This window comes from Nocardiopsis sp. NPDC055824, from assembly GCF_053616335.1.
Window position 1 is genome coordinate 1 of sequence record NZ_JBSHDN010000220.1, and the last position, 10,255, is coordinate 10,255.

Annotated in this window: 8 protein-coding genes; 3 read left to right on the forward strand and 5 right to left on the reverse strand. The window is 76.4% G+C overall.

Annotated elements, in window-relative coordinates; genetic code table 11:
• Positions 1–110: 110 nt before the first annotated feature.
• The 4 genes from ACWGL3_RS27890 to ACWGL3_RS27905 are packed head-to-tail and all read right to left on the reverse strand — an operon-like array spanning position 111 to position 5,220.
• A complete protein-coding gene (locus ACWGL3_RS27890; RefSeq protein ID WP_267949071.1) occupies positions 111–824 on the reverse strand; it encodes an ABC transporter ATP-binding protein in 714 nt (237 codons plus the stop codon).
• Complete coding sequence (locus ACWGL3_RS27895) at positions 808–2,589, reverse strand: dipeptide/oligopeptide/nickel ABC transporter permease/ATP-binding protein (protein ID WP_452461971.1); 1,782 nt, start codon at positions 2,587–2,589, stop codon at positions 808–810. The genes ACWGL3_RS27890 and ACWGL3_RS27895 overlap by 17 nt, the downstream gene beginning before the upstream one ends.
• The gene (locus tag ACWGL3_RS27900) at positions 2,582–3,622 is read right to left on the reverse strand and encodes an ABC transporter permease (protein ID WP_452461972.1); all 1,041 of its coding nucleotides are present in this window, start codon (positions 3,620–3,622) and stop codon (positions 2,582–2,584) included. Before ACWGL3_RS27900 ends, ACWGL3_RS27895 begins: the two co-directional genes overlap by 8 nt.
• Entirely contained in the window at positions 3,610–5,220 is a 1,611-nt protein-coding gene (locus tag ACWGL3_RS27905) for an ABC transporter substrate-binding protein (RefSeq protein WP_452461973.1), read from the reverse strand. Before ACWGL3_RS27905 ends, ACWGL3_RS27900 begins: the two co-directional genes overlap by 13 nt.
• 213 nt (positions 5,221–5,433) lie before the next feature.
• Here ACWGL3_RS27905 and ACWGL3_RS27910 point away from each other — a divergent pair, with 213 nt between their 5' ends.
• Positions 5,434–5,832: an ArsR/SmtB family transcription factor gene (locus ACWGL3_RS27910; RefSeq protein WP_267949075.1), complete on the forward strand. Its 399-nt coding sequence runs from the start codon at positions 5,434–5,436 to the stop codon at positions 5,830–5,832.
• A 53-nt stretch (positions 5,833–5,885) separates the two neighbouring features.
• Here ACWGL3_RS27910 and ACWGL3_RS27915 read toward each other — a convergent pair whose 3' ends face one another.
• Positions 5,886–8,006 (reverse strand): acyltransferase family protein, encoded by a 2,121-nt coding sequence (locus ACWGL3_RS27915; protein ID WP_452461974.1) that lies wholly within the window; start codon positions 8,004–8,006, stop codon positions 5,886–5,888.
• Positions 8,007–8,379: 373 nt separating this feature from the next.
• Between ACWGL3_RS27915 and ACWGL3_RS27920 the strand changes: the two genes are divergently transcribed.
• A complete protein-coding gene (locus ACWGL3_RS27920; RefSeq protein WP_267949076.1) occupies positions 8,380–9,477 on the forward strand; it encodes a TetR/AcrR family transcriptional regulator in 1,098 nt (365 codons plus the stop codon).
• 455 nt (positions 9,478–9,932) lie between these two features.
• Positions 9,933–10,255 (forward strand): ClpX C4-type zinc finger protein (locus tag ACWGL3_RS27925; protein WP_452461975.1); only part of this gene is annotated, 323 nt, incomplete at its 3' end.

Below are 10,255 nucleotides of genomic sequence, written 5' to 3' on the forward strand. Positions count from 1 at the left end.
GGGAGTCGCTCCCCGTCCGGCCCCTCGCCGCCCGGCCGCGCCGGCTCCCCTCTTCCGCCGCCGTACCCCTGCGGGCCTCCGGTCCCGCCCGGGCCCGTGGCGGGCGGAGCCTACGGGGAGGCGCGCCGGCCGGCCGGGTGGCCGGTGTGCGGGGCCCCCAGCCTCGACAGGTCCACCACGTCGTGGGCCCAGGCGGCCAGCAGCGCGTGGTCGTGGCTGATCGCGAGGATCCCCACACCGTCCTCGGCGAGCGAGGTCAGCAGGTGCGCGACGGTGGCGGTGGAGGCGGCGTCGAGCATGGCGGTCGGCTCGTCGCAGACCAGGTAGCGGGGCGCGGCGGCCAGCGCCCTGGCCACGCACGCCCGCTGGAGCTGTCCGGCGGACACCTGGTCGGGGCGGCGGTCGAGCAGGTCCCCGGTCAGGCCCACCCGCCGGGCCAGCTCCGCCACGCGGCGGGCCTCGTCGGCCTTCCGCCCGGCCCCCCGGGCCCCGGGGCCGGTTCCCCGCGCCCGTGCGGTGAGCGGCTGGGCGATGATCCCGCGCAGCCGCATCCGGGGGTCGGTGGCCGCCCGCGGGGACTGGTGCAGCAGCCCCAGGTCCCCGCTCATCCTGCCCCGGCGTGCGGCCACCGGCCGGCCGTCGGCCAGCACCGTTCCGGAGTCGGGGGAGCGCAGCCCCGTCAGGATCCGGGCGAGGGAGGACTTCCCGCTCCCCGAGGGCCCGGTCAGCCCCAGGACGCGGCCCGGTTCGACGGTGAGGTCCACCCCGTCGAGGACCGTCTGCTGCCCGTAGCGGCAGGTGACGCCCTCAGCGACCAGCGACATCTGTTCCTCCCCATCGTTCGGCGAACGACCCCTCCCCGGGCGGGTCGGTCAGTTCGGGCGGCAGGCCCGGCAGCGGCCGCAGGCCCCGGCCGGGGAGAGCCGCCAGGAGCGCCCCGGTGTAGGGGTGCTCCGGGGCGGTCAGCACGCGCTCCGCCGGTCCGTGCTCGACGATCCGCCCGGCGTACATCACCGCCACCGCGTCGGCGGCGCCCGCGGTGTCGAGGGCCTGGAGGTCATGGGTGATGACGAGCACCGCGGTACCCCGGTCGGCCGCGCCGCGCAGCAGGCGCAGGACCTGCCCGGCGAGGTCCGGGTCGAGTCCCGCGGTGGGTTCGTCGGCCACGAGCACCGCCGGGTCCCCGGCGAGCGCGGTGGCCAGCACCGCTCTCGCGGCCATCCCGCCGGAGAGCTCGTGGGGGTACTTGTCCGCCGCGGACCCCTCCAGCCCCACGCGCGCCAGCAGTTCCGGCACCGGCGTCGGGGCGCCGAGCGAGGCCGCGACCTCCGCGAGCTGCGGGCCGAGCCTGCGGACCGGTGTGAACGTCGCGGCCCCGGCCTGTCCGGCGAGGCCGACCACCCTTCCGCGCAGGCCCCGCCAGGCACGCTCGTCGGCGGCGGGGACCTCCCGGCCGGCGATCCGCACGCTGCCCGCCGACCGGGTTCCCTGCGGAAGGAGTCCGCACAGGGCCGAGGCGAGCGTGGACTTCCCGCACCCGGACTCCCCGACCAGCGCGGTCAACCGCCCAGCGTGCAGGTCGAGGTCGACGCCGGTGGCGGCGTGCACCAGCCGGCCGTCGTCCGTCGGGAGCCGCAGCGTCAGTCCGCGCACGCGCACCGCGGGCTCGGGGGACTCCGCGGCGGGCACGTCCCGCGCGATCGCGCCGGGCGCCGCCGTCCCGGGCACGGCGGCGGTACCGCGCCGGACCCCCGGCCCCCGCGCCCGGCGGGGGCCCGGACCCAGGACGCCGCTCGACCCGGCCGTGGCGAGCGTGGTGGCCACGAGCACCCCGGCCGGGGCGGCCAGGGTCCACCAGGCCCCGGTGAACACGTCACCCCGGGCCACTTCGAGCAGCGTGCCCAGGCTGGCCTCGTCCGGCGGGAGCCCGAGACCGAGGAAGCTGAGGGTGGACTCGTGCCAGACGGCGTGCGGAAGGAGCATCACCAGGCCCACCGCGGCCTGTGGCAGCGCCGCCGGAAGCAGGTGGCGGAGCAGGACCGCGCGTCGGGTGGAGCCCCACAGGTAGGCCGCCTCCACGTACTCGGCCGAGCGCACGGAGAGCATCTCCGCGCGTACGATGCGCGCGACCTGCGGCCAGTGGGTGAGGGATATCGAGGCGATGACCGCCCACGGCGACCCCGGGTACAGGGCCACGACCACCACGCCGAGCAGCAGGTGCGGCAGGGCGTTGACGCCGTCGGTGACGCGCATGAGCAGCATGTCGACCCGCCCGCCCGCGGACGCCGCGGCGGCCCCCACGGCGACACCGAGGACGGTGGCGGTGACGGCGCAGGCCAGGGCGATCGCAAGGGAGACGCGCAACCCCTCGGCGGCCCGGACGAACAGGTCGTGCCCGGAGTGGTCGGTCCCGAACCAGTGGGCCGGGCCGGGCCCCCGGAGGGCCTGGGAGAAGTCCGCGGTCTGGGGCCCCGCCCACCACGGGACGGCGACGGCGTAGACCACCAGCGCGGCCAGTGCCGCCACGGGCAGGACCCGCCCGGACACCGCCCGCCCGATCCGCGCGGGACGTGTCGCCGGTTCAGGCATCGGTCCCCACCCTCGGGTCCAGGAGCAGGTAGGCGGCGTCGGCGAGGAGGGATCCGACCAGCACGACGGCGGTGGTGGCCACGGTGAGCGCGGCCAGCAGCGGGAAGTCGAGCGCCTGCGCCGATCCCACCACGGCTCCCGCGAGCCCGGGCCAGGCGAAGACCTCCTCGACCAGCACCGCCCCCACCACCAGCTCGGGGAGCCGGGCTCCCACGATGGTGGCCAGGGGTGCGAGGGAGACCGGGAGGACGTGCGCGGCGACCACCCGCGCCGGGGTCAGCCCGCGTGCCCGTGCGGCCCGCACGGCTTCGGAACCCGTGGCCCGCGCCACGGCGGTGCGCACCGCCAGCAGGGCCCAGGGCAGCTGCGTGAGGGCCAGGGTCACCGCCGGGAGCACCAGGTGGCGCGCCACCCCGGCGGCGGTGTGGGGCCCGCCCGGCTCGGCCGCGCCGGCCACGGGGGCCCAGCGCAGGAGCACCGCGAACACGGTGACCGAGCCCAGGGCGAGCACGAACGGGGGCACCGCCTGCACCAGGACGCCCGTGCGGGTGACCGCGCGGTCCAGGGCGCCGCCCGGGGCGAGCCCCGCCGCCGTGCCCAGCAGCAGCGCGGCGAGGACGGCCCCCGCCAGTGCCGTGCCGGACAGCAGGAGCGTCCACGGAAGGCGTTCGGCGAACACCTCGGACACCGGCATGGCGTACACGCGGGACCAGCCGAGGTCCCCGCGGAGCAGGTCGCCGACCCAGGCCCACCAGGCCTGCCACCACGGGGCGTCGAACCCCAGGGCGCCGCTCAGCGACTCCCGCTGTTCGGCGGAGACCTGCTGGTAGCGCGCGCCCAGGTGGGCGGCGAGCGGGTCGAAGGGGGACCGGTCCGCGAGGAGGAACACCAGGCCGCTCAGCCCCGCCAGCATCGGAACGCCGACGACGGCGCGGTGCAGGGCCAGGCCGCCCAGGGCGCGGCGGCGGTCCCGCCACAGGGTGCGACGCGGGCGGGCGGCGCGGGCGGTGGGTCCGGCGGTCACCGCCGCCATCCGGCGAGGTTCCACCACGGGCCCCAGGAGACGCCGTGGGCATGGGGTTCGAGCACCAGCGGTCCGCTGTCCCAGTCGTTCTCGGCGGAGACGTAGGTGTGGTCCGCGAAGGCGAGGAACACGTAGGTGGGGTGCTCGACGTAGGCCCTCTGCACCTCGCGGTAGAGCTCGGCGCGCTCGGCGGCGTCCGGGCTGCGCCGGGCGTCCTCCAGGGCCTCGTCCACCCCCGGGACGGCGAGGTCGCCGGGGTTCTCGAACGTGGGCGTGCCCTCCTCGCGCGTGTGCAGGGTGGCGTACACCTGGGTGTCCAGGTCGTAGGGCTTGTCCCCGCCGCCCAGCAGGATCGCGGCGTCGGCGGTGTGCGAACCCATGTCGTCCCAGGTGCCGCCGCGGACGTCGACCTCGATCCCCAGGGGCAGCATCTCGGCGGCGAACGCCGTGGCCAGGTCGCGGCGCAGGCTGTCGGAGGCGAGGTAGTACAGGGTGAACGCGGCCCGGTCGCCGTCGCGCTCGCGGATGCCGTCCGGCCCCTCTCGCCAGCCGGCCCCGTCCAGCAGGCGGGCGGCCTCGTCGGGGTCGTGGTCGAAGACGGCCTCGGGCTCGTGGGCCTCGCCGTAGACCTCGGCCACCGGGGTGTGGGCGGGGCGGCCGTGGCCGGCGAGGACGTGCTCGATGATCCCGTCGCGGTCCACGGCCAGGTTCATGGCGAGCCGGGCGGCCCCGTCGGAGGCGAAGGCGTTCTCCGCCGGGAGGGACAGCCCCCGCCAGTCCGCGGTGCGTACCGACAGGACGTCGACGCCGTCGGCGCCGGCGAAGGTCGCGGCCGCGGTCGGGGGCAGCACGGTGCCGTCGACGCCCCCCGCGCGCATCCGCTGGGCGCGGGTGTTGTCGTCGGGGAGGTACAGGGTGACCAGTTCGGTGACCTGCGGCGCGGTGCCGTGGTAGTGCGGGTTGGCCTCGAACACGGCCTGTTCGGCGTCGAGTTCGGCCAGGACGTAGGGTCCCGTTCCGACGGGGCGGCGGTTGCGCCCGGAGTCCGCGGCCGGGCCGGGGGTGATCTCCTCCTCGGGCGTGATGCCCAGCGACATCCGCGCGGGGAAGGCGTAGTAGGGGTGGTGCAGGGTGAAGCGCACGCTGTGGTCGCCGGTCGCGGTGACCGACTCGATCATCGAGTAGGAGGCGGCGATCTCGGAGGCCGTGGCGGGGTCGAGCACGGCGGAGTAGGTCGCCACGACGTCGTCCGCGTCGAGGGCGGACCCGTCGGAGAAGACGACGTCGGTGCGCAGCTCCACGTCCCAGAGCGTGGAGTCCCCGTTGGGTTCGGGAGGGGCGGCGGCGAGGGCCGGTACGAGGTCGGGCAGCCGGTCGTCCCCGGTGGACTCGGGCCGCAGCAGGCCCTCGAAGACCGGGGAGACGCCGAGTTCGCCGTATCCGTCGACGGGGTCGTAGCCGCCCAGGGGCTGGGCGTCGGCGAGGACGATGCGGGTGGGGGAGCCGGACGGTCCGGCCGCCGGCGGTCCCGCGCAGGAGGTGAGTGCGAGCGCGGCGACGAGTGCGGTGCCGGTGAGGAGGGTGCGTGTGGGGACGGGTCGTGTCATTCAGAGCTTCCTGTGGGGCGGTTCTCACGAACGACGGCCAATATCTGACCATCTGATCAGATGATAAGGTCCCGATTTCGCGCGCGGCGCCCGGACCGGGCGCACCGGACCGCCCCGGGATCCTCCTTCCCCTGTCACCACGGCGATGCGGGGCCGGAACGCGGGCGTGGAGACGATCGTCACCAGTGCCCCGGCTCTGCGATGATGGCCCCGATGACTTCTTCCGGTGATCGGCTCGACCCGAACTCCCAGCTCGACATCGGCGCCTGGGCGGACCGGTTCCGCCTGCTCGGCGACCCGACCCGCCTGCGGCTGCTGACCGCGATGCACCAGGCCGGCCCCGGGACGGCCTCGGTGGGGGAGCTCGCCGCCGCGGCCGGGATCAGCGACGCCACCGCCTCCCAGGCGCTGCGGACCCTGAGGCTCCAGGGCTGGGTGCGCGACGAGCGGGAGGGGCGCACGGTGCGCTACACGCTCACCGACCGCACCGTGCACGATCTGCTCCACCTCATCGGCGCCGGGCACGGAGCCGCTCCGGCGGAGGGGGAGGGCGGTGCGCCCGGCCCCGGGCCCGCGGACGGCGCACCCGGGGAGCGCTCCCGGGCGACGTAGCGCCCCGGCCCCCGCGCGGACCCGGGCCCTCCGGCGGGGCGCCGCCGCAGGGCCTACCAGCCGGTCGCCGCGGTGAGGCGCTCGTCCAGCGCCGGTGCGAGGGTGCGCATGAACGTCGCGCCGATGTGGCTGCCGTCCCAGTACACGAGCACGTTGCCGACGACCGGACGGCACACCGCGGGTTCGCAGATCAGGTCGTTGAGGTCGAGCACGGTCACGTTGTCCGGGAGCCGCACCCCCTCCAGGGGCGAGGTCGCGGCCATCGACGTCCCCGGCTCCACCGAGCACTCCTCCGGCGTGGACGAGGCGAGGCACTCGGGGACGTCGAAGCCGAACCGGGGGGTGTCCCGCACGGCGACCACCTCCACGCCCAGCTCCTCCAGCTCCCTCCACCGCTCCACGTAGCCGTCCACGACCTGCTCCTCCCCGAACCCGGCGGAGGCGTCCAGGCTGGTCGTGGTGCCGGTGGTGAACACCGCGTCGGGCTCCAGCGCGGCGAGTTCGGCCATCACGCCGCGGTTCCACTCCGCGCAGGAGGTGTAGGGGGCTCCCTTGTAGGTCTGCGGGGCGTCGGTGAACAGGCACGAGCCCTTGACGATGTTGACCAGCCGCCAGTCGTGGTCGAGCGCCACCCGCTCCAGCGCCGGGAACCAGTGCGCGGCGTGGGAGCCGCCGACCAGCGCCACCGTGCGCTCCGGGGACTCCGAGCCGTAGACGCAGGTGATGACCTCGGCGTCCGCGATGGTCTGGTTGCAGCCGTCCCCGTAGGTGGCGGGCACGTCCTCGGAGGCCGACGCGGGGCTCGGGTAGACCGGGAGGTCCGCGGCCCGGCCGGCGCCTCCCCCGTCCGCCAGCACCGCCGCGCCGGGGTAGCTGCGGCCGTCCGCCAACAGCTCCTCCCACCGGCGCTGGTCGGCGTCCAGCCGGGCCGACCAGGCCCCGGCCGCGAGCAGCACCGGGAGCAGGCAGGCCAGGCCCACCGCCGCTCCGCGCAGAGCCGGCCCCCGCAGGGCGGCCCGCGCGGCCCCGCCCCGGCGGGGGGCCGCCGCGGAGCCGGGGGCGCCCGGCCGCCTTCCGAGCGCGGCCAGCCGGTCGGCGACCGGGGTGGTCGCCGCGGCCAGCACCAGCGACGCGGCCAGCACCGCCGCCCCGCCCACCGGGCTCGCCAGGGTGCGGTCGGTGGCGGCCAGGTAGAACACCAGCAGCGGCCAGTGCCACAGGTACAGCGCGTACGACACCGAACCGAGGTAGCGCACGGGGCGGAGGGTCAGCAGCCGGTCGGCGCCCGGCCCGGCGCCGGTCGCGCCCGCCGCCACGACCGCCGCGGCGGCCAGCGTCGGCCACAGGGCAGCGAGGCCGGGGAAGACCGTGGACACCTGGAGCAGGACGCCGCACAGGACCAGCGCCGCCAGCCCGGCCCACCCCAGCACGACCCGCACCGCCAGGGACAGGCGCAGGTGGGGGAGCGCCAGGGCGAGGAGGCCGCCGAGGGCGAACTCCCACAGCCGCGCCCCGGTGTCGAAGTAGGCCCAGGGCTGGTCGGCGCGGGTGGCGTACACCGAGTAGGCCAGGGAGAGCGCGAACACGGAGGCCAGCCCGACGAGGGCGCCCGCGCGCGGACCGCGCCCGGCGCGCCCCGCCGCCCACACCGCCGCGGCGACGAGCAGCGGCCACAGCACGTAGAACTGCCCCTGGACGGACAGGGACCAGAAGTGCTGGAGGGGGCTGGTCCCGTCGCCCCGCGACAGGTAGTCCACCGAGTCCAGGGCCAGGGACCAGTTGAGGTGGTGGAACGCGGAGGCGAACGCCTCGCCCAGGACGTCCCGCCAGCGGGGCTCGGGCAGCAGGAACCGTGTGCACAGCAGCACGGCCGCGATGACCAGGGCCGCCGTGGGCAGCAGCCGGGCGGCCAGCCGTCCGAGGAAGGCCCCGAACCGGATCCCGCCGCGGTCGGCCGCCCGCAGCAGGGACCCCGTGACGAGGAACCCGCTGAGCATCAGGAAGACGTCGACGCCGCCGGAGACCCGGCCCAGCCAGATGTGGTAGACGGCGACCAGCAGCACGGCGACGGCCCGCAGCCCGTCGATCTCGGGGCGGTGGCCGCCGTCGTCGGCGCCGCCGGTGCGCGGGGCGGTCCCGGCCCCGGTCCCGGCGCGGGAGGCGAGTGGGGACACGGGAACGGTGCTCGCTTTCGCGGGAGGGGAGGGAGCGGTCCCGGCGGGCGCGGCCCGGCCGGTGGTCGGCCATGCTGCCCCGTTCCCGTGACCGTGCGGGGTACGCGGGCTGAATCCCGCGCCATGGTCCGCTGCACACTTCGCGTCGCCGCTCCCGCCGGGGCGCCCCACCGCCCCGTGGGAGGGCTCCGTGACCGGTCGGCCGCGCCCTCCCCCCGGGGAGGCGCCGGTGAGGGTGAGGGGCCGCGCGGGCGCCGCCCCCGGTGCGTACGCCCCTCCCCGCTCGGATGTCCCTGACATGCGGGTGTCGTTGGTATCCGAGTGTCGGGGGCATCTCGACGTAGGATGGGGTGACGCCGAAGCGAGGAGAACGATGGCCCGGCTCAACAGGGCGGAACAGCAGGCCCGCAACCGCGCACGTGTACTGGCCGCCGCGAGGGACGAGTTCGCCGAACACGGGTTCCGCGACGCCAAGGTCGACCGCATCGCCGACCGCGCCGAACTCACCAGGGGGGCGGTCTACTCCAACTTCCCCGGCAAACGGGCCCTGTACTTCTCGGTCCTGGCCGAGACCGCCGAGCGTGCCTCGCCGACGCCCCGGACCGGGCCCGGGACCACGGCCGCCACGGCCCTGGGCGCGCTCGCCCGCGCCTGGGTCTCCAGGTTCCCCCTCTCCGACTCCGACGAGTCCCTGCGGACCGCGGCCGGGCTCACCCCCGAGATCCTGTCCGACGAGCCGACCCGGCGCGCGTTCGCCCAGCTGATGCGGCTGGACGCGGTCCTGCTCGGCCTGTCCCTGGAGGCCCTGGAACCGCCGGCGGAGCCCGGGGGACGCCGGGTGCGCGTCGCCGAGACCGTGCTCACGACCCTCTACGGCGCCGGGCAGACGGCCGCCGCCGCCCCCGGTTTCGTCGACCCGTTCAACGTCGTCCGCGCCTGTGAGCGGCTCGCCGGCCTGAACCCGGACGACGTCTGGCCGCTCCCCCACGTCGCGCACATCCCGCCCGCCACCCCCGTGGACGAGGGCTGGGCGCCTCCGGAGGGGTTCGACGCCGTCCGGCGCCGGACCGTCTCCCTCGCCGACGACGGCGTGGTGGCCGTCCTGGGGCTGCACCGGCTCGGAGCCGTCGAGGAGGCGCTGCGCGCGGCCCCCGGCGACGCGGCGGTCACGGCCGTGGTGGTCACCGCCGATCCCGCCGAGCTGGCGCCCCTGGCCAGGCTCGCCGTCGCCGACCTGTGCGGGTGCCTGCGCCAGGCCTTCCCCGAGGAGGCCTGGCCCCGTCTGCGTGTGGTGTTCGACGACGCCGGCGCGATCGCCGCGGCGGCCGGGGTCGCCTCGGTGGAGGACACCACCGAGACCGCGGTCCGCGTGGTGGGCGGCCGTGTGGTGGCACGCTCCGACGACCGCGGCGCCGGCCACGCCGCCGGCTCCTTCGCCCGTGCCCGCGGAGGCGACAGGTCCCGGAGGTGACCTGACGCCGTGGCGCGCCGGACCGGTGGCGGTCCGGCCTGGCGGAGGCGTGCCAGGGCCCGCCGTCCGGCCCTCCGCCGGTACGCGCGGGCGGCGCCCCAGGAGTCGACCTCAGTCGGCCCGCGGGTAAAGCCAATCCTGGTTGACCAAGGCGGGGTTGTGGAGGACGGGTACGGGGCGCGGCCGGGGGTACGCTCGGCAGCACCGGGGCGCACCCTCCCCCGCCCTCCGCGGCGCGCCGCCGGTCGTGTCCCCGTCGCGCCGACCGCTGCGGGGGACCGGCCGGGGGACGGGGGCGCCCGCCGGTCGGGCCCTCCCCCTCGGGCGGCGGGCGCGGCTTTGCGACCTGTACCAGCAGGGGTTACCGTGAGAATCCGGATGCTGCGGTCATCTGGCTCAGGGGGGACTCCCCGCCGATCCACCCGGGCACGGCCCGCGTGAGGAGAACGTTTCTAGTGACACGCACCGGCGCCAGCGCACCCCTTCTCAAGTGCTCGTTCTGCGGCAAGGACCAGAGCCAGGTCCGCAGACTCATCGCGGGGCCCGGCCACATCTGCATCTGCGACGAGTGCGTCGGCCTGTGCAACGAGATCATGGAGGAGGAGGACACCGTCCTCCACGCCGACACCCCGTGGGACTCGTTGCCGAAGCCGCGGGAGATCTACGAGTTCCTGGACTCGTACGTGATCGGTCAGGACCAGGCGAAGAAGGCCTTGTCGGTGGCGGTGTACAACCACTACAAGCGTGTGCGGTCGGAGGGTGAGCGTCCGGGGTCGGA

Coding starts and splice junctions, on each gene's coding strand:
- ACWGL3_RS27890 (WP_267949071.1), bottom strand. CDS start 824: ATGTCGCTGGTCGCTGAGGGCGTCACCTGCCGCTACGGGCAGCAGACG.
- ACWGL3_RS27895 (WP_452461971.1), bottom strand. CDS start 2,589: ATGCCTGAACCGGCGACACGTCCCGCGCGGATCGGGCGGGCGGTGTCC.
- ACWGL3_RS27900 (WP_452461972.1), bottom strand. CDS start 3,622: ATGGCGGCGGTGACCGCCGGACCCACCGCCCGCGCCGCCCGCCCGCGT.
- ACWGL3_RS27905 (WP_452461973.1), bottom strand. CDS start 5,220: ATGACACGACCCGTCCCCACACGCACCCTCCTCACCGGCACCGCACTC.
- ACWGL3_RS27910 (WP_267949075.1), top strand. CDS start 5,434: ATGACTTCTTCCGGTGATCGGCTCGACCCGAACTCCCAGCTCGACATC.
- ACWGL3_RS27920 (WP_267949076.1), top strand. CDS start 8,380: ATGGCCCGGCTCAACAGGGCGGAACAGCAGGCCCGCAACCGCGCACGT.